24 protein-coding genes and 1 pseudogene are annotated in these 24798 nt (G+C 37.5%); 7 read left to right on the top strand and 18 right to left on the bottom strand.

Going from position 1 to position 24798, the window contains the following annotated elements:
* Positions 1–255 precede the first annotated feature (255 nt).
* Positions 256–906 carry a cupin domain-containing protein gene (locus tag OSJ91_RS09725; protein ID WP_350302062.1) on the top strand — a complete coding sequence of 217 codons (651 nt, stop codon included), beginning with the start codon at positions 256–258 and terminating at the stop codon, positions 904–906.
* 570 nt (positions 907–1476) lie between these two features.
* Here the strand turns inward: OSJ91_RS09725 and OSJ91_RS09720 are convergent.
* Together OSJ91_RS09720 and OSJ91_RS09715 are read right to left on the bottom strand one after the other, a co-directional pair.
* Positions 1477–3165, bottom strand: a complete 1689-nt coding sequence (locus tag OSJ91_RS09720; RefSeq protein WP_350302061.1) for a hypothetical protein — start codon at positions 3163–3165, stop codon at positions 1477–1479.
* 320 nt (positions 3166–3485) lie between these two features.
* Positions 3486–3557: an HNH endonuclease gene (locus tag OSJ91_RS09715; RefSeq protein WP_350302832.1), complete on the bottom strand. Its 72-nt coding sequence runs from the start codon at positions 3555–3557 to the stop codon at positions 3486–3488.
* A gap of 312 nt (positions 3558–3869) precedes the next feature.
* On the opposite strand from OSJ91_RS09715, the gene OSJ91_RS09710 reads away from it, so the two are divergent.
* From OSJ91_RS09710 to OSJ91_RS09700, 3 genes are read left to right on the top strand one after another with little or no spacing between them, the layout of a single operon-like run.
* Positions 3870–4163 carry an SMI1/KNR4 family protein gene (locus OSJ91_RS09710; RefSeq protein ID WP_485891432.1) on the top strand — a complete coding sequence of 98 codons (294 nt, stop codon included), beginning with the start codon at positions 3870–3872 and terminating at the stop codon, positions 4161–4163.
* Positions 4157–4330: an SMI1/KNR4 family protein gene (locus OSJ91_RS09705; protein ID WP_485891875.1), complete on the top strand. Its 174-nt coding sequence runs from the start codon at positions 4157–4159 to the stop codon at positions 4328–4330. The genes OSJ91_RS09710 and OSJ91_RS09705 overlap by 7 nt, the downstream gene beginning before the upstream one ends.
* Complete coding sequence (locus tag OSJ91_RS09700; RefSeq protein WP_485891431.1) at positions 4254–4655, top strand: hypothetical protein; 402 nt, start codon at positions 4254–4256, stop codon at positions 4653–4655. The genes OSJ91_RS09705 and OSJ91_RS09700 overlap by 77 nt, the downstream gene beginning before the upstream one ends.
* 189 nt (positions 4656–4844) lie before the next feature.
* On the opposite strand, the gene OSJ91_RS09695 is transcribed toward OSJ91_RS09700, so the two are convergent.
* Genes OSJ91_RS09695 through OSJ91_RS09685 form a run of 3 tightly spaced genes read right to left on the bottom strand, consistent with a single transcriptional unit; the run spans position 4845 to position 7572 of the window.
* The gene (locus OSJ91_RS09695; protein ID WP_485891430.1) at positions 4845–5921 is read right to left on the bottom strand and encodes an NAD(P)H-dependent flavin oxidoreductase; all 1077 of its coding nucleotides are present in this window, start codon (positions 5919–5921) and stop codon (positions 4845–4847) included.
* Between the two features lie 34 nt (positions 5922–5955).
* On the bottom strand, positions 5956–7164 hold the full coding sequence (locus tag OSJ91_RS09690) for a YbfB/YjiJ family MFS transporter (protein WP_485891429.1): 1209 nt from the start codon (positions 7162–7164) through the stop codon (positions 5956–5958).
* A gap of 18 nt (positions 7165–7182) precedes the next feature.
* Positions 7183–7572: a tautomerase family protein gene (locus OSJ91_RS09685; protein ID WP_289349472.1), complete on the bottom strand. Its 390-nt coding sequence runs from the start codon at positions 7570–7572 to the stop codon at positions 7183–7185.
* A gap of 164 nt (positions 7573–7736) precedes the next feature.
* Between OSJ91_RS09685 and OSJ91_RS09680 the strand changes: the two genes are divergently transcribed.
* Positions 7737–8621, top strand: coding sequence for a LysR family transcriptional regulator (locus OSJ91_RS09680; protein ID WP_350302057.1), 885 nt, complete (start codon positions 7737–7739; stop codon positions 8619–8621).
* A gap of 469 nt (positions 8622–9090) precedes the next feature.
* On the opposite strand, the gene OSJ91_RS09675 is transcribed toward OSJ91_RS09680, so the two are convergent.
* The 5 genes from OSJ91_RS09675 to OSJ91_RS09655 form a co-directional block, all read right to left on the bottom strand.
* Entirely contained in the window at positions 9091–9303 is a 213-nt protein-coding gene (locus tag OSJ91_RS09675) for a YxiJ family protein (protein WP_485891428.1), read from the bottom strand.
* Positions 9304–9407: 104 nt separating this feature from the next.
* Positions 9408–9689: a hypothetical protein gene (locus OSJ91_RS09670; protein ID WP_485891427.1), complete on the bottom strand. Its 282-nt coding sequence runs from the start codon at positions 9687–9689 to the stop codon at positions 9408–9410.
* A gap of 27 nt (positions 9690–9716) precedes the next feature.
* Positions 9717–10040, bottom strand: coding sequence for a hypothetical protein (locus OSJ91_RS09665; protein WP_413016692.1), 324 nt, complete (start codon positions 10038–10040; stop codon positions 9717–9719).
* A gap of 924 nt (positions 10041–10964) precedes the next feature.
* Complete coding sequence (locus OSJ91_RS09660) at positions 10965–11180, bottom strand: DUF6366 family protein (RefSeq protein WP_127777896.1); 216 nt, start codon at positions 11178–11180, stop codon at positions 10965–10967.
* Positions 11181–11467: 287 nt separating this feature from the next.
* The gene (locus OSJ91_RS09655; RefSeq protein WP_063575036.1) at positions 11468–12349 is read right to left on the bottom strand and encodes a DMT family transporter; all 882 of its coding nucleotides are present in this window, start codon (positions 12347–12349) and stop codon (positions 11468–11470) included.
* 167 nt (positions 12350–12516) lie between these two features.
* Here OSJ91_RS09655 and OSJ91_RS09650 point away from each other — a divergent pair, with 167 nt between their 5' ends.
* Positions 12517–13077 carry a helix-turn-helix domain-containing protein gene (locus tag OSJ91_RS09650; RefSeq protein WP_485891426.1) on the top strand — a complete coding sequence of 187 codons (561 nt, stop codon included), beginning with the start codon at positions 12517–12519 and terminating at the stop codon, positions 13075–13077.
* 230 nt (positions 13078–13307) lie between these two features.
* On the opposite strand, the gene OSJ91_RS09645 is transcribed toward OSJ91_RS09650, so the two are convergent.
* Together OSJ91_RS09645 and OSJ91_RS09640 are read right to left on the bottom strand one after the other, a co-directional pair.
* A complete protein-coding gene (locus tag OSJ91_RS09645; RefSeq protein WP_485891425.1) occupies positions 13308–13976 on the bottom strand; it encodes a DNA alkylation repair protein in 669 nt (222 codons plus the stop codon).
* 660 nt (positions 13977–14636) lie between these two features.
* On the bottom strand, positions 14637–15095 hold the full coding sequence (locus OSJ91_RS09640; protein ID WP_485891424.1) for an NUDIX hydrolase: 459 nt from the start codon (positions 15093–15095) through the stop codon (positions 14637–14639).
* 204 nt (positions 15096–15299) lie between these two features.
* Between OSJ91_RS09640 and OSJ91_RS09635 the strand changes: the two are divergent.
* Positions 15300–15416: pseudogene (locus OSJ91_RS09635) on the top strand (site-specific integrase); the annotation flags it as partial.
* Positions 15417–15563: 147 nt separating this feature from the next.
* On the opposite strand, the gene mutL reads toward OSJ91_RS09635, so the two are convergent.
* From mutL to tdh, 6 genes are all read right to left on the bottom strand, one after another.
* Positions 15564–17504, bottom strand: a complete 1941-nt coding sequence (gene mutL / locus OSJ91_RS09630; protein WP_350302052.1) for a DNA mismatch repair endonuclease MutL — start codon at positions 17502–17504, stop codon at positions 15564–15566.
* A gap of 23 nt (positions 17505–17527) precedes the next feature.
* Positions 17528–20155, bottom strand: a complete 2628-nt coding sequence (gene mutS / locus OSJ91_RS09625) for a DNA mismatch repair protein MutS (protein ID WP_350302051.1) — start codon at positions 20153–20155, stop codon at positions 17528–17530.
* Between the two features lie 270 nt (positions 20156–20425).
* The gene (locus tag OSJ91_RS09620) at positions 20426–20965 is read right to left on the bottom strand and encodes an outer spore coat protein CotE (RefSeq protein ID WP_034313495.1); all 540 of its coding nucleotides are present in this window, start codon (positions 20963–20965) and stop codon (positions 20426–20428) included.
* Between the two features lie 212 nt (positions 20966–21177).
* On the bottom strand, positions 21178–21606 hold the full coding sequence (locus OSJ91_RS09615; protein ID WP_101224709.1) for a YlbF/YmcA family competence regulator: 429 nt from the start codon (positions 21604–21606) through the stop codon (positions 21178–21180).
* Position 21607: 1 nt separating this feature from the next.
* Positions 21608–23152, bottom strand: a complete 1545-nt coding sequence (gene miaB, locus OSJ91_RS09610; RefSeq protein ID WP_350302050.1) for a tRNA (N6-isopentenyl adenosine(37)-C2)-methylthiotransferase MiaB — start codon at positions 23150–23152, stop codon at positions 21608–21610.
* 311 nt (positions 23153–23463) lie between these two features.
* Positions 23464–24504 carry an L-threonine 3-dehydrogenase gene (tdh, locus tag OSJ91_RS09605; RefSeq protein WP_485891874.1) on the bottom strand — a complete coding sequence of 347 codons (1041 nt, stop codon included), beginning with the start codon at positions 24502–24504 and terminating at the stop codon, positions 23464–23466.
* Positions 24505–24798: the final 294 nt, after the last annotated feature.

Below are 24798 nucleotides of genomic sequence, written 5' to 3'. Positions count from 1 at the left end.
AGCAAAATTTTGATTATATCAAAAATTCAGTTTAGTAGATTCGGTTTTAAAATATATAAAAATAATATTATTCTAATAACCATCGGTTTTTGGCTATTCGTTACACGAAGTCACTGCCTATCATTCATTCAATGACAGTATCTTCAATACTCCTTATTAGCTCCATAGGCAAATAACCCACTGGGTTATTGCACATTAAAATGAGATCTAACATATCCTGAAAAATCAAGTCTTAAAAAAAGGAATGATAAATTCATGGTCTCCTATATGGACTATACTTCACCATCCACACAATACTTTTTCGATATTAATAAAAGCAATTTAATGAAAAAAGACAATCAAAACTATATAAATGTATTAGGTATCAAACAATTGAACACACTCGAAAATGTTTCATTATTAGATATTTACCTTAGTACAGACAATGTCGTAGAACCGCATTATCACCAAAATGCAGCAGAGCTCGTGTATTGCATTTCTGGAGCGGCAACCGTTTCATTACTGAATCCTTTTACAAAGCAAATACAAAATTATCCCATTAAACCCGGTCAAGTAGCCAACGTCCCACAAGGTTGGTGGCATTATGAAGTGGCTAATACGGATAATACTCATTTGCTCGCCATTTTTAATGCACCAACACCTGAGGTGATCCTCGGTTCCGATATCTTGAAATTGACGCCTGCAAATATTATGGCACATACTTATTGCATGGATGAAAACCAATGGAAAAAAGCAATTGCACCGGTTCAGCCATCAACATTCATCGGTCCGCCAGCCAACTGCCATCGAGCGGCCGAAGAAGACATGCAGCAATATCCGCAATATAATAATTCCTATGGTAATCAAATGTATACTGCCCCGGCATACAATTATCATTACCAGCCAAATCCCCCATATTATTATTGAAGATAACGTTGGGAAGCCGTTTACCCTGATCAAGGCCTTTCCCCCTTCATGTCATGGATGACGTCTATAAATCGAAAAAAGCAATGGAGAAACCTATTACATTAGGGTTCTCCATTGCTTTTTTCATAATCCGCTTAAAAAGCCGAATTCATTTACTCCAATAACTTACATCTTGGTGCATGGTTTATGAGCATTATCACTCCTATACACACTTAGATACAATTGGTCATTATACATTTTATATATATTCTATCGAGTTTCTTCTTATAATATAAGAAATTCTAAATTGCTCTCCCTAATACAGCAACAGATTATTCACTTCATTTTTGCGGTTGTCTCCATTCCCTTTGTATCCTAAGAGGCTTTCAGTCGATATCCTTATATCATTAACATTTCATGAAGAATACAGCTCTGAACAATCTTCTTCATCGCCTAAAAAGAGACACTCCCTATTTGAGTGTCTCCCTTTTTCTTTATTCCCCATGATATAAATTTTTAATACCAAATTTTCTCCCCTTGCTTTGTAAGCCGCTAATCCTTTTTGATAATACACTCTACTCTTCTAATATGCTATTCTGCTTTAAATGTTTTTTTCACTTTGTCGCTTTCATTCATTCCAGGGCGTGTCAGGGTTACATAAACTGATCCTGAGCCCTTACCTAACTGCTTAACCGTAATGGTTGCAGAGGAAGAAGTTGATGTTTTTTTTGATAGATACTTCCCGGAGGATGAATATAGTTTTACAACATCGCTTTTTTTCAATCCTTTGACTATTACTGAATCTGACTTTCCTTTATTATTCTTAACCGTAATGTTGGAAACGCTTGGCTTAGGTGTCTTCGGTTCAGCTTTAAACGATACCTTTACTCTTGAACTCTCAAGCATACCACTCCGGATGTTTGACACATAAATAAAGCCGGCATTTTTTCCTAATTGTTTGATGTTAAAAGTTGTAGAGGAACCTGAAACAGGTTTAGATGTAGCAAATAGCTTTCCTTTCGAATCGAACAACTTCACTACATCGCCTTTAGCCAGGGCACTCACTTTCACGCTATCTGATTTGCCTACATAATTTGTTATTTGTACCGACTTACTGCTGATAGACGGCGTTGGGACTTTTACAGCCAGTTGGTATCTATAATTAAGAGCGTCTGAATAATCGTCCACCGATATATAGTACCGCCCTGCCGGAAGAGAGTACCTCTTCGATTCTATACCGTTTGCAAACTGGTCATACTTCGTATGAAACGATCCCACTTCATCACCGTTTGAATTATAAAGGCTCATATTCCAACTGACAGATGGCTTCCTTCCCACCTCTAGAGATACACTTGATGGTTTTGATAGGAAAAAAGTAAAATAATCGGCGTCACCGTAACTTTGGAGGTGCCCGTAATAGTTTTTGCCCAACCCAATACTGTTTGCCTGCTGGGCGTTGTTATTGAATTCTTTTTCATAGGTAGTTGACTTTGCAAACTTCACGGTAAAGGCATAGGGCTGGTGAATTGAATCGAAATAATCTTCAATATGAATTAAATACTCTCCTTTAGGTAGCCCGACCGACCGTTCTGTCGGTTTTGTGACGTTTGAAGAATATTCAGTCGTCAGCTCACTAAGCACTTCCCCTTCTTTATTTAATATGCTCGCTTCCCATCCGACATCAGCTTTTTGACTCATATTGAGAGTGACTGCCCCATCTTCAGGGAGGGTGAATCTAAAATAATCCTCATCGCTATAATTTTGTATCTCACCAACATAAGGAGTATTCAAATTAATTCGGTTTGCTACACTCGAACTGTTGTTGAATTCGTTTTCCACATTTGCATTTTCTGAAAAATTAACAGTAAAATAATATGTTTTATTAATAGAATCAGTATAATCTTCAATATGTATGTAATAAGTACCAGCAGGCAATCCTACTTTCCTTGCCGACACACCCATCGCTTTATTGCTGTAATCAGTTGTTCCACCTGTAAACTCATTTCCACTACCATCTAAGATTTCAAATTCCCATGCATATCCCGGATAGTTATTCATGTTAAAGGTGACTTGTCCCGGTTTAGTCAACGTGAATTTCCAATAATCTTCATAATCTCCATTTCCATTAAGGATGGCATGGTTAACAGCATTTACATTGATTGGCTTTGCTGCTTGCATTGAATCAAGTCCAACGTTTGCTGAAACGTTCATGCCTCCGTTAATCAGGATTAGACTTAGAATGGTAAATAATGCACTTGCTACCATTAAGTATTTTTTCATTGATACATTCCTCCTATGACATTCTACTCACATTTTATAATTCTACCATGTTTCACAACTTATTTCCCATCTTTTTTATCTAATGGAATTATTTAGATTGGATACTTTTTGTACTTACGTTGCCTATTACTAACGCGGGAAAAATGTTCTTCACTATTATTAGGAATTCACTTAACAGATTCTTTATAGACCCCTTTTTAAAGTTTATTACTCTCGTTTTTATAAATCTCAATAGCAAGTTTATAAATTATTCTCGCTATTAATCGATGATACTTATTTCACTAAAAAAGCTTAGGATAAGAAATTTTGCTATTAATAGCTCAAATTGACTTATCGAATAATTGCATTAGCCCTCTTTGTTGATGATGGTGCCAAACAAAGCCCTTAAGGATTATTTCCTATTTTTCATACTTTAATGATGGATTTACTTCCGCTGCCAATGCTAAATTAATATTACAATGCCTATCTTGGGTTTAGTAAATCTCGAATATTCCTCTTATACCTTACCTGTGCATATTCCTTAAATTCCGGAAAACCATATTTATCAAACGGGACTTTTGTAATAGATTGAGATTTACTAGCTAAATGCCCATATAGGTCCTTTTAAAAGTCTTGACTAGTGTCTGTTAAACATATCTCGCAACGTCGCTGCTAGTATTATTTAAATTATGTTTAAGTGAAAACAATAAAGGAGAGTGCGATTCTTGGAATCTATTTTTGAAGAATTCGAAGATATGGATTTTGATGAATATAAACTAAATGAATTAACAGCAGGAGATATCCTTGATGCTGAAATAAATTTAAACATTAATCTCCCAAAAGAATATATTGAACTATTAAAAATCCAAAATGGGGGATATTTAAAATACAAGGCATTACCAGTGAGTTTTAAAAATTCCTACGCTGATGATTATATTGCTGTAGACTTTCTGTTTGGACTTAAAGAGAATGAAGGAATTTATAAACAAAATACCTTCTTAATGAATGGGGAATTTTAAAAAAAGATTTTGTAACAATCTCCGGAGATGAACACACGTGGCTTGTATTAGATTATAGAAAAAATAAAGATGAACCAGAAATAACATTTATTGACACTGAAGAGAACAAAATTTCCGTTATCTTTAAGACTTTTAAAGAATTTGTCCAAATACATTGGTGGATATGAGTTATCCGTTGAACGTGCAAAAGAGTTGTGTAAAAGTATAGATACTGAGGACATTTTAGATCGTATAAGCATATGGGTAAGTAGTTATAAAGATTTGACAGAACTCGCATCTACACTGATTATGTTCCTTGAAACTAACTCATATATATATATTCAAGAAAGCGCTTCTCAAAATTTAGTTGAATTAATTACCGATGAGTTTGTAACTGATGAAATCATAATAAGAAAAGCGTTGCGTATTTTAGGCTCTGTAGAAGATAGTGAAATAAATAGTGATATAAAGTATTCACACAAGTTAATACTTAACTTTATAAAGAGGAACTAACTCAGTTACTCATGATATACAGGACTCCACTGAAAACTTTTCAAGAGCTCTAGAAAAAAAGAGTATGGACCAATAAATGTTGTCATTTAACTAAAAAAGCAATGGAGAACCCTATTTAATAAGGGTTCTCCATTGCTTTTAATTACATGATCCGCTTGAAAAGCAGAATTCTTTTAACCTCGTAACATCTCATAATAGATTTATTTTTTTTGCTTCTGTAATAATATTTTTCATTAATGATACAACAGATTGATTTTTAGCTAATCTTGGGCTCTGTCCAGACCAGAGTGACATGAAGTCTTGATTATTCTGTCCACTGCACGTTTTTCTAATTTCTTGAGTTAATAGGTTTTGAACAGGAAAATCGGGTACAAGCAATTCATGATCCGACATATCTGCAATAAATTTGTTTTTAATACCTCTTGCCCATTTACCAGAAAAGGCGCGGGTAAAGGTTGTCTGGTCTTCATCAGCATTCAAAATGGCTTCTTTATGTACCTTATGTGCTCCACTTTCGATACATGTCAAGAAAGCTGTACCCATTTGTACACCTTGTGCTCCTAAGCAGAGTGAAGCCATTAATCCTCTTCCATCCATAATTCCGCCCGCAGCAATAACAGGTATGCTTACATTGTCAACAACCTGCGGAATAAGTGACATTAAACCTACCAGGCTCTCCTGATGACCACCAATAAAGTTCCCGCGGTGCCCGCCAGCTTCACTGCCCTGAATAACAACCATATCCATTCCTGCTTTTTCATTTTCAACGGCTTCCCTAACCGTTGTAGCTGTTCCTATAAGAGTGATTTTATGCTGTTTTAATTCATCCATCACTTCCTTGGGAGGAATACCAAATGTAAAGGAACAAATAGATACATTCTCTTCAATGACAACCTTAACCTGTTCAATAAAGCTTTCAAAAATTGTTTTATACTCAGGAATGTCAAAGCTGTCTGTTTGTTCTAAATTTAATTGCTTACGAACAGTGTGTAAAAGCTGGTTAGCTGATTGGACTGCGTCTGACGTTACGTTAAACTCGTTTGGCACGAATAGATTGATGCCAAAAGGGTTTGACGTTAACTGCTTGATTTCTCTAATCTGCTCTCTTGATTGTATTGGTGTCTGATAGCCTGCTCCAATCATTCCAAGTCCCCCAGCATTGGATACCTCGGCCACTAAATTCGAAGTGGTGATCCCGCCAGCCATAGGAGCTTGTATAATAGGATTCTTAATCTTCAAATGCTTCATCATTTCATTATTTAACATCAATTACTCCCCCGATTTTGTATTTTAATCCCTATTATTTCTCTTCTGTTTTTTTGTATTGGATAATTGAATTTATTATGTTAGGGTTGTTCTCGAAATGAATCCCACTTGAAAGCAAAATTGCCCCAAAGAAGACAACACACGCTGCGCCAATAAAAGCAGCATTAAAATCATGTGTGAATGATGATAAGACTCCAGCAAGGGCTGGTCCTATCAACTGTCCAATAGCATAAATAGCAGAGAGAATGCCAATAGTCCGACTGCTATCAGCTGGATTCATTTCTCGTCCCAATGTTGTAGCCAGGCTGGTGATACCCATAAAGGTGGCTCCAAATAATAAAGCACTAATGACAAAACTAGTTTTTGACATCCAAAAGGCTGGCATCGCAATACCGAAGGATTGCAGAGCCATTGCAAGCACTAAAGATTTAATGAATCCCCATTTTTTAGCTAGTAAAGACCAGATGAGACAGGACGGAATCGCAGCCAATCCCACCATCATCCAAACTAAGGTGGCACCATTATGAAAGTATGAGGTCTTTTCAGCGATAGATACGATAAACGTTCCTGTAACAATGTAACCCAATCCTTCTAAACCATACGCAATAATCAACCATATAAGCCATTTAGAGGGGGGCACTTTTCCAATCATATCTCGTTTATTTTTCTTCTCGACGACGTTGGGGGTTTCATCGAGCCAGATCCATACAAAGATAGCAAGAATTCCACTCACAATAGCTAGTCCTATCCATGTTCCTTCCCACCGAAATAAATGGTTTAAACTCGGAATCATTAGACTTGATAAAAAGATTCCCAAACCTACTCCCCCATAAAACATCCCCGACCAACTGGTTTTTCTTATAGTTGCAAGTTTATCTAACACGATACCGGAGGCTAAGACCAATACAAAAGCACTGGCAAATCCTGATAGAAAGCGAAGTCCATTCCAAAGTGAATTAGAGTATGTGAGACCCATTAGGGCAGTGGTTAAGATACTGATGATTAGACTTATTCTTAACAAAATGGTTCTATACTTCTTAAAAGGAATGGCACTTGCTAAAATTGCTCCAAGCAAATATCCTGCGTAATTACTGGTTGCTATATAACCAGCAGCTGTATTTGATAAAGAAAGTTCTTTTTGCATAAGAGGAAGAATGGGAGTATATGCAAATCTTCCAATCCCCATAGCAATGATTAAAGAAAATATTCCCCCTATTAAAAAATGATAAGTTTGATTCTTCAAAGATTCTCCTCCAATTAACTATAATGAACCTGTTAGAAACTGTGCTTCCCCTCGTCCAAAACTCCAGTCAGCATCGCTGTTTTCTGTTATAGAAACCATCAAGTCCTGTGGAGAAATCCCACAGTCCGATTCAAGTTTATGAGCAAGAAGTGAGTATAAGGTTTCTTTCTGTTTTACAGTTCTTTTTTTACTTACAATACTAATGATTACTAGGTCTCTGCTTCTTTTAAACCCCAGTCCGGTATCCTCGATTATTAGCTCATGCGGCGGGTGCTGATGAACTATTTGATAACGATCACTTTCAGGCACTTGGAAAGCTTCCACCATCGCATGGTGAGCCGAATCCAATAATTTCTTTAAAGTTTCTTCGTTTCTTCCTTCTACTAAATCAAAACGTAATAATGGCATCTTGTATCTCCCCTCAAAATAAATAATGATTTTAGAGTGTCCAACTGAAATGTAGGATATTATAAGCATATCTTCTTTTTGCTATATGGTATAATACTTAAAATCGATATTTGGTATCACTCATAATGATGGCTAAAAGATATATCAACTAAGGAGAGATTATTTTGGATTTGCACTCATTAAAAATTTTCCACAGTGTTGCTAAGATGGGAAGCATTTCTCAAGCAGCAAGAGAACTTCAATATGCACAGTCAAATATCACGATGAAAATACAGCAGTTGGAATCGGATCTTCAAACAACTCTTTTTTATAGACATAATCGTGGCACTGCATTAACTGACAAAGGAAGCATGTTGCTAACATATACAGAAAAAATATTCGATCTTATAGAAGAGACCAAAAATATGATGAATGATGATCAAACACCCAGAGGTCCGTTAATTATTGGTTCAATGGAAACAACCGCAGCAGTTCGCTTACCAGTCTTGTTTTCAAAGTATCACAAAGATTTTCCAGAGGTTGATTTAACTTTAAAAACAGGCTCCACTGAACAAAATATTCAAGCAGTCCTTCAGAATGAACTTGATGGAGCATTTGTGGCTGGACCCATTAATCATCCAGATCTCATTCAGAAAGAAGTATTCGAAGAAGAACTAATGCTCATTACAGATACAGTTCATCCTCCTATATCTTCTATCAAAGATATTCAAACAAGGACGCTGCTTGTATTTCATGCAGGATGTGCTTATCGGGAAAAGTTTGAACTATGGCTACAACAAGAGAAGATGATACCCAATAAGATAATGGAATTTGGCACTATAGATGGGATCATCGGTTGTGTAGCAGCTGGTCTAGGTATAAGTATGCTTCCGCAAAGTGTTGTTTCAAAACAGGTACAAGAAGGAATCATTCGACAACACTCAATTCCGAATGGAAAAGTTAGGACAGTTTTCATTTATCGAAAAGATAAGTATGTACCTGCATCCTTAGAAAAATTTATAAATTTGTTGAGTGAAGAGGAGGAACTAATTAATAAAATAGAGGGGTAACCTAGATTATATTTTCGATAAGGAAGAATAAAATAATTTCGTTTAATGTGTCATTGAGGTGTTGGAAGTTGAACATTATTATCAAAGCTTACTTACATTCGAAGGAAACAAAGTTCATACAAAGTGGCAGCTCCCCTGTTCCTAATTCAGATTTTTTAAAAGGATCCAGATTGTACAGCTGCCATTGCGGCATACGAGTGAATTCAGCAGATTAAAAAACACTACGTGAGATCTGCATCCCAACCAGCCTCAAACTTGTTTCTACAAGTAGGGGGCGGACAGTTTAGTTCACGGGATCAAGCCCCACGCACCCGTACGTCCTCCCCTGGCTACTTATATAACGGTTCTATTTAAAAAAGGCCAACCAGTAAAAACTGGCTAACCTTATAATACGAACGCACGGTTAGTTCCAGCCATAAAGACAGCTTCGATCTTCAGCTAACGCACCCTTTAGCTTAATAAGGAATGTTTATTTACATAGCAACTGTAATAATAATTCCCTTGTCTCTTCATAGTTTTTATATTCTTGTGAAAAATCGTTAAAGTTCCCTATTTTGTCTTCAAAAAATCTATACTTTTTAAATAAATCAAAGAAGGAAAGATGTATCATTTCAATCTGACCTTGAGGGATTTCATTCAATTTACCTGCTAAAATATAACTTAGAGTTCCTGCTATATTCATACAGTAAGTATTAAAATCACCTGTCCCCCGTTAGTTGCATAAAGCTGCCTTAAAGACAGCACCGATCTACAGATAACGCCCCCGTTAGTTCATTAAGGAATACCTTAAAGAATTTCGTATAGACCCAAAACAACACACATTAATCCTCCAAAAATAAATAAAACTTTAAGAAGCCAATAATTAAATGTTAGAGGTAAGGGCGTTATATATTTGATGTGTTCAAAAAATTTTCTATTATCAAACCGATAACGAGTCGTATAGATCAAACCAGTCCAGGTTGCGATAATACCAAATATAGTTGCAAATATAGAACCAAAAAAGTCTTTAACCACTCTAATCCCACCTAGCTTAAAATGCCTTTCTTTTATACGTTTTTTCCAAACCATTATGGTTTAACTCTAATTAGAAAATTTTTAATGAATAAGGGAGGACAGCCATTCAACTAGATAACCAATATACCAAGCAAAAAATATGCTAAATGTCATAAATAGATTCCCTGCAATCCCAAACAAAGAAAATTTATTATTGTATTTTGAACCTATCCTAGCCAAGATGATACCAATTGGATTCATAATAAAAGTCCAAGCCCAAATAGGAAACCCTTTGTCAAGACCTATATTTTGACTAGGAACCAAAAAGAATATAAACCAGAATAGAATTCCTAATAAAACACAAACCAGTGATAAAATACTCCAATAAGATTTCCTTAATGGCAAAACTTCTTTTGTTTCATTCATACATTATCCTCGTTCCTATATTCAACATATAATTACGTTCCGATAATCATCCTAACAGAAATCCTTCCTTATGTAAGGAAAATATGCCAATGTACATTTCTTTAATGAACTAACCTGCCCCGTTAGTACCATAAGAAAAAGCTGCCTTAAAGACAGCTCAGATCTTTCAGCTAACGCACCCGTTAGTTCATTAAGAAGTACTTTCGACTTAATCAATTAAAATAAACTCTTTACTAAACGAATTATCATTCTTGGAATAAGAGTTAAGATGTTAAAAACCAATTCAGATAAGATGGAATCACGAATTTCATTAATTATGCTTTTGAAAAAACCTTCTTTGCCTTTCTTTTTCATCTTTTGTATCCTCTTTTTATCTTCATAATTACTCCAATTATATTCCTCTAAAATACATCCTCAATTATTCTGCCTCTTTAGTCCATAAAAAAAAGAGCAGCTAATTGGCTCCTGATATTGAGGTAAAGCATCCGTTTGTTCAATTACAAAAAATATATAACCCACAATTGAGATGAAATGATTAGTAGAAATGTCAAACCTAGCCCAATTAGTTCCTTTTTTGTTGCCTTTTCTAGTAAATACCGTTCAATTAATGTTAAAGACAATCCAATGACTATGAAGATATATGCCATAGACCGATAATCATTGTAAACACCGTAATGCAAGGTGGAAACAAAGTGGATAATTCCTGCTGTTATCCATAAAAGTAACGCTGGAATAAACAAAGGCTTTATTCTATTTTTTAAAATTTTCATTGTAATATCACTTCTCCATAAAGACATCTTACCAAAAATCGGCCTTTATACCTCAAGAAAAAATTCCCTTTTCTTATTGAACTATCCTGCCCCTTTAGTTCCATAAGAAAAGAGCTGCCTTAAAGACAGCCCCGATCTTCAGCTAACGCATCCGTTACTTGAAGAAAAGTGATACAAAAATAAAGCCAATAATGATTACAAGAATGAGAATTCCCGTACCTTTCCAACCTAAACTTCCTACTAAATCAGCAAGACCGCCACTGTTTGCTTTATTAAAAGCATCATTCAAACTACCAGTCGGATTTCTTTTTAATTCTTCTTGTCTTAATCTCTCTCTTTTTCGTTCAGGAGTTTCTTTGTTTTCTTGCACTTAAAACAACCCCCTATAAATTAAACAACTATTCTTTTATACTTTACCACAAATAACCATTTCCCTTGTTGAACTATCCTGCCCCGATAGTTGCATAAAGAAAAAGCTGCCTTAAAGGCAGCTCCGATCTTCAGCTAACGCACCCTGTTAGTTCATTAAGAAAAGCGAAACTTCTTCAAGAATCGCGCCTTTAATTGAACAAGGAAGTCATTTTAAAAGATATTCTTCTTATAAATGTTCTTCAATTAAATCTATTCTTTCTCGTACCGCCAATTAATCTCTATTATTTATTCGTTATTTCTTTGCTGTAGTAAAAATAATGCTAAACCGATTAAGATGAGTGCGATACCCATACCTTGTTGTAAAGAAATAACCTCATCCAAAATAAAATAAGCGAGTATACAGGTTCCAATCGTCTCTCCTAATATGCTCATTGAAATAACTGAAGTACTTAGCCATTTCAACAGCCAATTAAAAATCGTTTGCCCTAATATCGTTGCAATAAACGCTAATCCAATAAAGGACAACCATGTTTGTGTGGAATAATCAACGAAAGAAGTTTGCTGGCTGAACGCAAAAATACACAAAAATAGTGCACTGCTGGCATAACCGATAACTGAATATGGAATAAGAGATAGCTTTTTACGAACATGCTGGCCTACAAAGAAATAGGCTGTAATAACCCCCGCTGCAATAAAGGCTAGTATATCACCAAATAAAGCTTGTCCACTAATTTGAAAATCTTGCCATCCAATAACAATACTTCCGGCAATCGCTACAAGACAACCTATTACAGCACCTTTACTGAATCTCTCTTTAAATAGAAAATATCCACCGACCATCGAAAAAAGTGGCTGCAATGTAACGATAACCGTCGAACTTGCTACAGAAGTGTAATTTAATGATTCAAACCATAATACATAATGAACTGCTAAAAATAAGCCTGATAATAGTCCGAGTCCCCATTGTTTTTTTGACAATGAATATAATTCATGTCGATTCCTTTTATTTATTAATAAAAATGGCAAAAGCATTATTGTTGCAAAAAACAGCCGATAGAACGCCGTGATTGTCGCAGGTGCATCTGCTAACTTTACAAAGATTGCTGAAGTTGATAATGCAAATACGCCAAAAAATAAAATTACATAAGAAATAATTGATGATTGCAATTTTATATCCTCCGATTCCTTGTTTATAATATTGAAATTTATATAATATAATGTACAAACGTAAGTATAAAATTTTTATGTAATTTAAGAAAGTACTAATTACTTATGTTCAGTATGTCAGCACAAAAGGAATGAAATATACATTATTGTGGAAAGGAGTCTTTACCATGATTAATTATCGCCTTGGTCAAACAGTATTAAGTTATCGTAAGAAAAACGATATGACAATTCGTGAATTTGCCTATTATGCAGGAATCAGCACTTCGCTTATTAGCCAAATTGAAAGAGGACAAGCAAACCCTTCGCTAAGTGTACTAGAATTGATTGCAAAAGCATTAAATGTACCATTGTTTACGCTTTTCATTAACGATATTGATACCGATTCACTCATTTCTAGAAAAAAAGATCGGAAGAAGGTGTATCGTGAAAATAACGACCATATTGTCTATGATGTGTTAACGCCAGATTTCATGAAAGCACGTATCGAACTCTTAATGATGGATTTAAATGCACACGCAATCACTACGGAAAGCCACTATTCACACGACGACAAAGAAGAAATTGCTGTAGTCATGAAAGGTCAATCGTATGTTGAATTGGAAGGCACTGAATATTTTTTAGATGAAGGGGATGTAGTGCGTATTCCACCCAATATTAAACATCGATTTTTGAACAAGAGTGATGAAACAAATCATATTTTATTTGTACTAACTCCAGCGCTAGTTTAAATAGCACTCTTCCTATGTAAGAATGAAAAGATAAAATAACTACCGTTACAAAAAAGAGGCTGCTCCAAAAATCGATCAATTATCGATTTTTGGAACAGCCCCGTTAGTTCCATAAAGAAAAAGCTGCCTAAAAGACAGCTCTGATCGTCCTAGCCTATTACAATTTTCATATTGAGGCTTTGAATTCCTTTATTTTTTGCATTAAACCCTAATAAATTTTTCAGAGATAACTAATTATTATGTCGTTTGTTAACTTCAATTGTAATGAACTCCGGCAAATAGCTGGGAGTACATCCTTTTGCTACTATTTCATCTTTGTAAAGACCTGTTTTCTCACCAAGTTTAATACAACGTGCACGATTCTTTTCATCATAAACGCCTATCCAGCCTGCGGTGAAATTCATAGCCCATTGAACTTCCGGTACTTCCTGCGTAATATTAGCTTCTAATGCAGATAGCAAGTATGCGGTGTTATCAGGCGGTGTTTGTCCAGTCCATCTCAATCGCCCTTGATAATACCAGAAAGCTCGCCTTTGAAGAGCAGAAGGACTATTTTCCCATGACTCCATCAATGCAATTTTCTTCTTGTCTTTGGTGAGCTGATTAGCCATTAACCAATCCATTAAGTTATTTCGCTCATCAAAAGTGTGAGTCTGCATATCCTTATCAAGCTTATTTAGCACATCTTGTGAAAGAAGTTTTTTGTCCATAATTAAGATTGCTAATAGTCTGGGCAAAAACTCTTCGGTTGACCAAAGTTCCATAGCTAGTTCGTGATCTTTTTTAATGTCCTTCGCGATTTTTCGTAAGTCGCCTAGCTTAGTTTTACTATTGATCTGAGGTAGAATGTTTTCTGCTTTTGAAAAGCGTTTTATTTCTGTACCTTTATTTTCATTCATTTTATACAACTCCTTTATTAAAGCACTGTTTCATAATATGTCCTTTACGGGATATATCAAGAACTTAATTTCGTTATAAGTCTTATTGCAGTGGTGTGCCTCCAAAGTTAATATTGTAGTATATATCGTATTAAAGCTTTCTCCACCTATAATAGAAGAGCAACCATCTTTAATATAATAATAACATTTAATTCCTTTTAATTGGATACGAAAAGAGCATTCCTTTTTAAAGAAACGCACCCGTTAGTTTAAGTGTATTAAATCACAAACTTAGCTGGTTTTGTTTAATAGAAGAGATTTGCTCATTGAATAAGAAAAAGGCTTTACTCTATATTGAAGTAAAGCCACACGTTGAACAAGTAAATTAGATTAGTACATAAATCAAAACTATAATTCCTATTAACATAACAAAAAGGGCACTCAAGAACCCATTATTTATTAAAGATTTCCATAAATTCTTTTTCTCATTCTCATTAATTCTCATACAAAACCTCTTCCATTTTACTATTTCTTAATGAAGTAAAGCACCCGTTAGTTTAAGTAGATTTCTTCACAAACTTTTTAGTATTTCAGTTAATACAGGAATGCTGCCCCTTTAGTGCCATAAGAAAAGGAGCTGCTGATCAGCTTCTGATAAAGAAGCTGTTAGCTTAATAAAAATTATTTATCTAGTTGTTCATTATAAATACTAATTGAATGTACCCTCTCTTTTAATAAGTTATCTATTATTTGCTTTAGTACCCTTGGTTCACGTAGTTCTTCATTATCAAATTTCACAAGGTCATTCACCTTAATCCATCTACTGTCTAAAATTTCATCTTCTTCAAGATTTAATGAACCACCATTAACCTCACCAGTAAAATGAAATAGAATAACTTGATTGTTTGTACTACTGATAAAATTATATACACCCGTTGTACCATTAAGTTTTACATCAAAGCCAGTTTCCTCTTTTACCTCCCTACAAGCTGAATAGAGAATGTCTTCACCATATTCAATGCGTCCACTCGGAAAGTTCCACTTATCAATAGCAGTTGGTTTATTTTCTCTAATTATTAAGACTTCATCATCTCTGAATATTGATACACTAACTACTAAAACTATCCCATTATGAGCCATCCTTTTCGCCTCAGTTATTTAATTTTATATTTATTGCTACCTTATTCTCTACTTAACACCTGATTTCCTTGATGAACTAACCTGCCCCGTTAGTTCATCAAGGAAATCAACAACATCCTTAACATACCCTTCTAATAAAAAAGAGCAGGCATTAGCTCACTCTTAAATTTCTTTAATGACTGGTTTACCCAGCTTGTTCTCAGACGATTTCACGATTTACGCCATACACATGCAACTATAATGTTGGAGATCGGAGAAAATGCTAAAGTGGGATCAGAAAGATTAGGACATTCAAAAGTTTCTATAAACCTAGATACATAAAGTCATGTTACACATAATATACAGGACTCTTCAGCTGAAAACTTTTCAAAAGCCCCAGGATAAAAGTCCTTGGACCAATAAATGTGGTCATTTAACTAAAAAAGCAATGAAGGACCCTATTACATAAGGGTCCTCCATTGCTTTTAATTACATGATCCTCTTGAACATTTTCTCCATTTCATAAATGGAATACGAGATGATTATAGGTCTTCCATGAGGGCATGTGAAGGGATCGGTTGTCCGCCTTAGTTCATCCAACAGTGCTTGGATTTCATCATTGCGCAGATGACGGTTTGCCTTTATGGAGGCTTTACAGCTCATCATGATAGCTGCTTCTTCGCGCAATTTTTTGATGTCGACCTTTTTCATCGAGAGCAATTGTTCAATCATTTCTTCAAGTATTTCCTGTTCAATTCCTTTAGGGAACCATTGTGGATGCGATCGGACAATATAGGCGTTGTAGCCAAACTCCTCTAAATAGACGCCGACTTTTTCCAACTCATGCCGATATTCATTTATCCGGATACATTGGTCTGTTGAAAATTCAAGGGTGATGGGAACCAGCATGTCTTGTAGCTCGTTTTCAACACGTCCGACCTTCTCTTTAAAATACTCGTATTTGATCCGTTCCTGGGCAGCATGTTGGTCTATGATATATAAACCTTTTTCGTTTTGGGCGAAAATATATGTTCCATGCATTTGCCCAATCGGGTACATGGGAGGGATGCGGTTAGCAGGTTCATTCGCTTCGATTTCTTCCTCTTGTTCGACAGTGTAGGTTGTATACTTTTCGGCTGACTCGAAATATGGTTTGCTTTCATCATCTTGTAAGACCGGTACATAGACATCTTCCATTTGCTGCTGTTCATTGCTATAGATTATTTCCTTTACTGGTTCAAAGTCGAAATCTTCATTATGATCCACATAACTCTTTTGTTCCTGCTTTTCACGAATCAAGGTATCCTTCAAGAGTGAAGCTTCTTTCTTGGCTTCTTCAAGAACCCGCTTGCCGCTTTCCACAACATGGTCCAATTCCAGCGTAGTTTGCTCACTTTTCACCTGTTCCGGCTTTGCTGCAGGTGTATATCCACTTGGAATTAGAGACATCTTTTTAAACGAAGATTTGATCGTTTCCGATACAAGACTGAACAATTCCTGTTCCTTACTGAGCCTTACCTCCATTTTGGACGGATGTACATTGACATCGACAAGAATCGGGTCCATTTCAATATTCAACAAAGCAATTGGAAAACGCCCAATTGGTAGAAGTGTATGGTAACCATCCAGGATTGCTTTCACGAGCGCATAGTTTTTAATGAAGCGGCCGTTTATCATGGTTGAAATATAATTTCTTGAAGCCCGTGTGACTTCGGGCATGACGATATATCCGGATAATTTGAAGTCCAATGAGCTTGCCTGAACCGGAATCATCTTTTTGGCAATATTCGTCCCATAAATTGCGGCTAGCACCTGCCTGACATCGCCGTTACCATTCGTATGCAGAATACGCTTCTCATTGTGTGTTAACCGTATAGAAACATCCGGGTGCGAAAGTGCGAGCCTGTTAGCGACATCCGTAATATTTCCTAGCTCGGTATGAATGGTTTTCATATATTTCAACCTTGCAGGAGTATTGTAAAACAAGTCGGAAACAAGGATATCCGTTCCTTTACGGCTGGATGAAGCCTCAAGTTCCTTAACCATGCCGCCTTCAAGAAGTATGCGCGTTCCTACACCTTCGCCAGTGCTGCTTTTCATTTCAAAACGGGAAACTGAAGCAATACTGGGCATTGCTTCACCGCGGAAGCCGAGTGTTCGGATTCGGAAGAGGTCATTTTCATCTTTTATTTTACTTGTGGCGTGACGTTTAAATGCCGCTTCTATGTCATCAGCCAAAATCCCATCGCCATTATCCACGATCCTAATGGAACCAAGTCCAGCCTCCACCAATTCAATCTCTATAATGGTACTGTTTGCATCTATTGCGTTTTCCACAAGTTCCTTAACGACTGAGGCTGGGCGTTCAACAACTTCGCCAGCTGCGATTTTATTAGATAAAGCCTCGTCGAGCTGTATGATTTTCCCCATTTTTATCGCCTCGCTTTATTATCTCATTTAAGTTTCTTTTGTAATTTATAAAGGGTATTCATCGCCTCAAGTGGCGTCATTTCAAGAATATCCAGTGATTTTATGTCATCAAGCACCTTTTTTTCCTTAGGCGAGGAATTCATTTTTCCTTTAGGAGCCTCTTCCCCAAAGAAGGAAAGCTGTGCCTCATTGACGGATGTTACCGGGGCTACTTCAGCAATAGGTGCTTTTACAGAAGCAGCAGGCTGTTCAGGCATCTCCTTTGCCAGTCCATTTTCATTTTCCAGCTGCGCTAAAATTGCGGCCGCCCGATCTATTAACTGCTCCGGTAAATCAGCTAGCTTTGCCACGTGAATTCCATAGCTTTTATCTGCTGGACCTTCTTTAATTTTATGAAGGAAAACGACATTTCCATTTTGCTCAATGGCACTGACATGGATATTTTTCAATTTTGGCAGTTCCGCTGCCAGCACTGTCAATTCGTGATAATGAGTCGAAAAGAGAGTTTTTGCCCCAATTTCCTCATGAATATATTCAATGATGGCCTGGGCAAGCGCCATCCCATCGTAAGTTGATGTTCCCCGCCCTATCTCATCAAATAATATTAAACTGTTTTCTGTCGCATTCATGATGGCATTTCTTGCTTCAAGCATCTCGACCATGAATGTACTTTGACCGGAAATCAAATCATCTGCCGCGCCGATCCTAGTGAATACCTTATCAAAAATAGGCAATTCAGCTATACTTGCGGATACGAAGCATCCAATTTGCGCTAAAATCGATGTTAGCGCTATCTGACGCATATAGGTACTTTTACCCGACATATTAGGCCCTGTAATCAAGAGTAACTCCCGGTCTCCATCCATGAAGCAGTCATTAGGGACATACTCCTGTGATTGAAGGACTTTCTCGACCACTGGATGCCGGCCTTCCTTCAGTACGATTCTTCGATCATCAGAAAAGACAGGCTTCACATAATGGCGTTCTTCGCTAATCGTCGCAAAGCACTGCAAGACATCCAGTTCACTGACACCTTTCGCTAAATCCTGTAAGCGCGGGATATAGCTTTTGACCTCTTCACGAAGATTGAGGAATAGGTCATATTCCAAACTGATGCTTTTTTCTTCTGCTTGTAAAATCAAAGCTTCCTTCTCTTTCAACTCAGGTGTGATATAACGTTCGGCATTCGTTAAAGTTTGCTTCCGTTCATAACGGCCTTCTTCAAGCAGATGCAAATTGGCTCGTGTGACTTCAATATAATAGCCAAAAACACGATTATATCCGATTTTCAATGATTTGATTCCTGTGCGTTCCCGCTCTTCCCGTTCAAGCTGTGCAATCCAAGTTTTCCCGTTTCTGCTGGCATCCCTGTATGTATCCAGCTCCTTATGGAAACCGTCCTGAATGATATTTCCTTCCTTCACGGACAATGGAGGGTTTTCTACAAGTGCCGTTTCAAGCAAATCCGTCACTTCTTCGCAAGGATCCAATTTATCGGCTAGAATTGAAATATCGTGATTTGAAGCCATTGACTTAACGATTTCACGAATGATCGGCACCTGTTGCAATGAACGTTTCAGTTGAATCAAGTCCCGAGCGTTTACATTCCCGAAGGCCACCCTTCCGGCAAGTCGCTCCAAGTCGTACACTTCCTTCAGGCGTTCACGTAAGTCCTGCCGTTCGAAGTATTGATTTTTTAGGGTTTCAACAAGGCTTTGTCTCCGCTCGATCTGTTTTTTATTAATGAGCGGTCTATCAATCCATTGTTTCAACATTCTTCCGCCCATGGCTGTTTTCGTTTCATCAAGCAGCCATAATAATGAGCCTTTTTTACCTTTGGAACGAATGGTTTCAGTTAATTCCAAATTACGTTTGCTATAATAATCAATTTTCATATATTGAGATGTTTCATATGCAAGCACTGGCTGTAAATGATCCAGGCTGCGCTTTTGGGTACGGTATAGATAATTCAATAAACGTGAAGTCGTTGTCGCCAGTTTCTGGTCTTTTAACAGATGAAGCAGTGCAACGAATGACTCGCTTTGATCCAAATTATTCTCTAGGGATAGAGCGGCAGCGCCCCGTTCTTGCAGCTTTTTTTTCCATTCTTCATTGAAATCCTCGGCAATGACCACTTCACTCGCACCAAGGATGGCAAATTCATTCAGAACTTCCTCGAAACTCTCAATTAGAGTGACCTTATTTTCCCCTGTCGATAAATCATTGTATCCAAAGCCAAACTGACCATCCGAGAAATAAGTGATCGTGGCAATATAATTATTTTCCTTTTCACGAAGACCCTTACTATCCATTTTCGTTCCCGGAGTAATCAGCTGGACAACTTCCCTGCGTACAACTCCTTTGGCTTGCTTCGGATCTTCGGTTTGTTCACAAATAGCTACTTTAAAACCTTTTTCTATCAATATATCAATATAATTAGCAGCCGAGTGATACGGAATGCCGCACATCGGAATTCGCTCTTCACTACCGCCTTCTCGGCTTGTTAATGTGATTTCGAGCTCTTGAGATGCATTCAGCGCATCGTCAAAAAACATTTCATAAAAATCGCCTAAACGAAAAAATAAAAAGGCATCCTGATACTCTGCCTTAATTTTTAAATATTGCTGTATCATCGGAGTATATCCAGCCATTCCTTCAAAACCTTTCCAAACTATAATCTATTACACATTTATGTCCTTCATTATAACATATGGGAAAGCAACATTGCCTGTATTCGAAATTGCATGGTAAATCAATTATCCTTTAAAGTGTAGCTGGCTGTATCTGCAAGCCATACTCAGGGATATAGTAACATTTCATTCCTATTTTTTTCTCATTTCCAGGCCTGCAAGGGACTTGTCCCGCTTCAAATTAAATAAAACCGGATGAAGGGAATGTCATCCGGTATTAATTTCTATATTCTATTCGTCTTCGAATTCATCAAGGAAATCCGGATCTAAATCTTCGAAATCCTCATCATCGAAATCAGAGCCCCAGTCATCCTCACAGCGGCCATCTGGACTTACAGCGACACAAATTTTCGTTTCGCCGACGACTTCCACAAAGAATTCCCTTTCCACATGGACAATGATTTTTTGTCCACATGGGGAGATGCAAGCTTCTAAACAATTCGGCTGTTGGACAGCTTTTGCAACGATTTCATGGTCATCAAGACAATCGGGATCACGGTATTTCAGCGAAATAACGTCGGTATATTGCACTTTTTCAGTTACAACTTCCGTCTTCGAATTTTGGTTATAGGAATACCAGACGTTGATTTCGTAGCTGCCGTGAATTTCTACCTTTTTGCCGACTTTCTTTGCATCGTATTTATGGTTGATGATCCAACAACCTAGAATGCTAGAAGGATGATGAGCCGGGCAAATGGTGTGAGAGGACTTTGTGAATTTGCGTCCTTTTGCCACCACCGCTTTAGTAATTATCTCTCTATATTGTGACATGCTAGCGAACCCTCCTCATACAGTTTCCATTCATCCTATGCGTGGTAAAAGTCTAGTGTGCGTAGAATTTTAATTGTTTGAAAACTGCTGTAATGTTTTAAACCTAGGTTATTTTATGCGCATGTTTTGGGATATGTGTCACGAATGGGCACTGTATAAGGATTTCTGAATCTAAAAAAAGCCCTTCTGAAATCAGAAGGGCTTTTTTTTATTCATGAACAGCTTCCGCCGCCTGCTTGTACCTTTGAACCTGTCTCACCGCGAAGGACGTCTCCTTCGGTCGATTCAATAATCAGGTCCGTCACCTTATTCGATACCTGTGATGAAACCATTTGTAAAAGGTCATTTACATCCACTTGGGATTGTTTGAATTCTTGCACGATCGGAAGTTCATCCAATTGTTTTTCCAGTGCATCGATTTTGGCCTGAACTTGACTGTATGCTTTCTCTTTGCCGTAATGCTGGAAGTTTACAGCCTGTTTTTGTAAGCTCTTGATGCTGGCGATCATTTCACGGATTTTTTGGTTTTCATTGATGTGAGCTTCTGCCCGTTTAAAGAAATCGACTTCTTCCGTGCTTGCGATCATTTCAGCAAGCTCGGCAGCTTTGTTCAGAATGTCATCTTTAGTATATTTCGTCATATTACTCCACCTCAATCGCCGTTGCTTCTTCAACCATATCCCCATTCAGTGACCATGTTTTCGTTCCGGTGATTTTCACTTTTACGATTTGGCCAATAGCGGATTTTGGTCCTTTGAAGTTCACGAGCTTATTTTTCGTTGTATAACCTGCTAATACTTCCGCATTCTTCTTGCTTTCGCCTTCAACGAGCACTTCAACAATCTGCCCATCATACTCCTTCATTTTCAATGCACACGTTTCATTGACAAGGGAGTTCAAGCGCTGCAGACGTTCCTTTTTCACTTCCATCGGTACATTATCCTGCATTTTCGCAGCCGGTGTTCCCTCACGTGGTGAATAGATGTAAGTATATGCCGCATCGAAACCAACTTCACGGTATAAAGACATCGTTTCTTCAAAGTGCTCTTCCGTTTCATTCGGATAACCTACAATGATGTCAGTGGTTAGCGATGCACCTGGGATAGCTTCCTTGATTTTTTTTACTAGCTCTAAATATTGTTCACGTGTATATTTACGGGCCATGATTTTAAGTGTTTCCGTACTTCCCGATTGAACTGGAAGATGGATATGGTCAACGAGATTACCGCCCTTAGCCAATACTTCAATCAAGTGATCATCGAAATCACGTGGATGGCTTGTCGTAAAACGAATACGCGGAATATCGATTTTGCGGATTTCATCCATCAAATCACCGAAACGGTATTCGATATCCGTAAAATCTTTACCATAAGCATTCACATTCTGTCCAAGCAGGGTTATTTCCTTGTAACCCTGTGCCGCTAAATGACGGACTTCCTGTATGATATCTGCAGGCCTGCGGCTTCTTTCTTTCCCTCTTGTGTACGGTACGATGCAGTATGTACAAAACTTATCGCAGCCATACATGATATTGACCCATGCCTTCGTTTTTCCTTTACGCACTTTCGGAAGGTTCTCGATTACATCACCTTCTTTAGACCAAACCTCAATGACCATTTCCTTGGAAAGATAAGCTTCATTAAGAATTTGCGGCAGGCGGTGGATATTATGCGTTCCGAAAATCATATCTACAAAATGGTGCTTCTCTAGAATCCGCTTTACAACTGACTCCTCTTGTGACATACAACCGCAAACCCCAAGCAATAGATCCGGCTTTTCCAATTTCAATGATTTTAAATGTCCCAATTCACCGAACACTTTATTCTCTGCGCCTTCCCGAATCGCACAAGTGTTAAGTAAAATGACGTTAGCATCATCCACCGTGTCTGTCGGCTGATAACCAAGTGCCATAAAGATGCCCGCCATGACTTCTGTATCATGTTCGTTCATTTGACAGCCAAAAGTACGAATGTAAAACTTTTTACCTTCTCCCATTCCACGGAAACCTTCAGGAATGGCAAAGTCATCATGATATTCTACTTCTTCTTTTCCTCGCTTTTTCGCATCTTTTAAGGAAGGCGGAATATAAACGGCTTGAAAGTACTTACTGAAGTCCTTTTCGGATTTTTTGTCCGCTGGATTCTCAGCCTGTACTTGTTGTGATTCTAATCGTTGTTTCTCGTTCATAGTTAATCTCCTTTCAAAATAGTTAGTTTATTTCTTTCACCAACTATTTCAAGACCTATCTTCTAATGGTTTTATACGGATTCCTTTTTAGGAATTACCAGTAAATATTTGCTTTTAAGTGTGATATATCCACATTATTATAGTATAAAGCTTTTAACAGCAAGAAACAATCATTCTGTCATGGCTTCTTGAATTGTAAGAAATTTTTCACAAATACGGGAAATAAGAACATGAAAAAAGAGGCTAAGACGAAATTAGCCTCTTCAAGATTTTTCAAATGCTGACATTGTAATTTCCACCTTTTCAGATGCTTAAGGTATCAGGAGCACCTTACCACACTGACCTTTGATCATCAGTCCAAATCCCTTTTCAAAATCGCTTAGTGGAAAACGGTGGGTAATCATTGGTTTTACATCAACCTTGCCACTTTCAAGCAGGCTTGAAACCTGTTGCCAGGTTGAAAACATCTTCCTTCCTGTTATTCCTTGGACAGTAAGGCCCTTGAATACTATATCCTCCGTTATATTAAGGGTGACGGGCTTAGAAGGCAAACTTAGAATTGATATTCTTCCACCATTTGTCGCCATCTTAAACCCTTGTTGGATAGCCGCCGGATTACCGCTCATTTCGCAAACGACATCCACCCCATCGGCACTTGTGAGGCTTTTCGTGATTTTCAATGGATCCTGTTTAATCGAATGAATGAGGTCTGTAGCACCCATCTTTTGGGCCAGCTGAAGTCGATATTCATTAATATCAAGAGCGATTACTTTATCAGCACCTGCTGCCTTTGCTACAGCAATCGCCATCAGCCCGATTGGGCCACAGCCAATTATTGCCACCGTTTTACCCAGCACCTCGCCAGCTAGCACTGAATGGACTGCATTGCCCATCGGTTCTTGTATGGTAGCCATATCAAGTGGCATATCACTTGGATTTTTCCATAAATTTTTGGCGGGCAGAGCTATATACTCTGCAAAGCATCCTTGTTTATCGACACCGATAATGTTTGTTTTTTTACAAATATGGAATTGTCCGGTTAAGCACTGCCTGCATGTGCCGCAAACGATATGTGTTTCTGCAGATACGCAATCACCAACCGAAACATTGCTTACACTTGCTCCTATCTCCATTACTTCCCCAGCAAATTCGTGCCCAAATACGTATGGTGGATTCACTCTTCCCTGCGACCATTCATCCCAGGTAAAAATATGAATATCCGTTCCACATATCGAGGTCATTTTCACTCGAATCAATACTTCGTCATCACGAATTTCCGGAATATCGACATTTTGTAATTGAGCCCCATAACCTCGGTGGTGTTTGACGACGGCTTTCATTTTCCCACTCAACATGTACACTCCCCCTGAACTAGGGCTGCTAATTTCATCTACCTTAATATGTAAAGATATGAAAAACTAAATAAAAAAATACCATAAACGCTTTTGTACCGGCTGGGGAATTCGTACATTTTTATTAAATGGGTCATGTTTCTATAGCATCCTGTCCGCTCTCGAATAAGATATCTTGTACAACAAATTAACTGAAGGAGTGACTTATATGTCATGTAACAATAATCACCACCATGATAATAACGATAACGATAGAATCGCAGACGATTTTTGTCGTGCTGTGAGGGGCTGTCA

Source organism: Bacillus sp. T-10(2022) (assembly GCF_056502895.1).
The sequence above is the reverse complement of the archived record's forward strand: the minus strand, read 5'-3'. Positions and strand labels throughout refer to the sequence as shown.